The sequence below is a fragment of the Arenibacter latericius DSM 15913 genome (assembly GCF_000424985.1).
GTDB classification, from domain to species: Bacteria; Bacteroidota; Bacteroidia; order Flavobacteriales; family Flavobacteriaceae; genus Arenibacter; species Arenibacter latericius.
Map to the genome: position 1 here is coordinate 1 of NZ_AUKX01000105.1, position 1,355 is coordinate 1,355.

At 39.8% G+C, this 1,355-nt stretch carries 1 protein-coding gene; it reads left to right on the top strand.

What is annotated here, in order from left to right; translation table 11 throughout:
• The first annotated feature begins 133 nt into the window (after positions 1 to 133).
• Positions 134 to 1,084, top strand: a complete 951-nt coding sequence (locus tag H344_RS0116800; RefSeq protein ID WP_026811329.1) for a nitrilase family protein — start codon at positions 134 to 136, stop codon at positions 1,082 to 1,084.
• Positions 1,085 to 1,355: the final 271 nt, after the last annotated feature.

The window sequence follows — 1,355 nt, forward strand, 5'->3', positions numbered from 1 at the left end:
ACAAGAAATCGCTCCCTCAACTTTATTTTCACCTAATGAAAAAAATCGTGTATTTTTAAAACAGTAATCACGGAGTTTTGAGACAAACTCCCGTTATGCACAAGCAGCCTAAAAATTCAACATACATCAAAACATGAATATAGCAGTAGCCCAATTTCAACCGAAAGACGGAGATAAAACATACAACTTATCGGTCATCAGAAAACTTGCAGAAAAAGCAAAATCCAACGGAGCGGACTTAATAAGTTTTCACGAAATGTCCATTACCGCTTACACTTTTACCAAAGATTTAGGTCTGGAACAGATAACGGAATTGGCGGAGGACGTTCCAAACGGAAATAGCACGAAGGACTTAATTGCGATTTCCAATGATTTGGGTATTCCGATTTTGGCGGGTCTAGTGGAAAAATCAGATGGAAAAATTTATAATACCTATATCTGTGTAACTGGCGATAAAGTAGTTGCCAAATATCGAAAAATACACCCATTTATCAGCAAATATATGTCTGCTGGCGACGAATATTGTGTATTTGACCTTCTCGGTTGGAAATGCGGAATTTTGATTTGCTATGACAATAATGTAATAGAAAACGTACGCGCGACAAGCCTTTTAGGAGCGGAAATAATTTTTGCACCCCACGTTACAGGCTGTACACCTTCTGCAATGCCACATCGAGATTACGTAGATGATAAATACTGGAGAAATCGTGAAAACGACCCAGTCTCATTACGAATGGAATTTGACGGCCCCAAAGGTAGGCGTTGGTTAATGCGCTGGCTGCCCGCACGGGCTTACGATAATGGAGTTTATTATGCGTTTACAAACCCGATTGGCTATGACGGTGAACATCTCAAAAATGGCAATTCGATGATAATCGACCCTTATGGAGAGGTTTTGTCCGAAATAAAATCATTTGAAGATGAAATCACGATTTCAAAAATCGCAAAGGATAAAATTCAACTTTCGGGTGGTTGGAGATACAAAAATGCTCGAAGACCAGAACTGTATAAGGACATAATTGGCGGTAAGCATAAATCGGACACAACACCTGTATGGATGAAGGAGAAAACAGCCACAGATTGAGAAAATGCCTGTGCATAACAAAACCTATAAACAATACGGGCTTAGGGCATAAACGAAAGGTCTGTGTATATTTATGAAGTCCGCAAAATCTTATGGATTTTGCTCTGGACAAAAAAAATAAATCAAAACAATAAGATTTCGCTATGCGAGTGTCAGAAAGCAAACGCCAGTTTGCTCCCGTACTGTTCATAGTGTGCCAAGAAGCAGCCACGGCAATAAATTGGCTGCATGCTGCAAATAAGATGATGGTAGGCCCATCAGAGTCGTCGTA

Excerpts from the sequence above, each read along its gene's own strand:
- H344_RS0116800 (WP_026811329.1), top strand. The coding sequence starts at position 134 with ATGAATATAGCAGTAGCCCAATTTCAACCGAAAGACGGAGATAAAACA.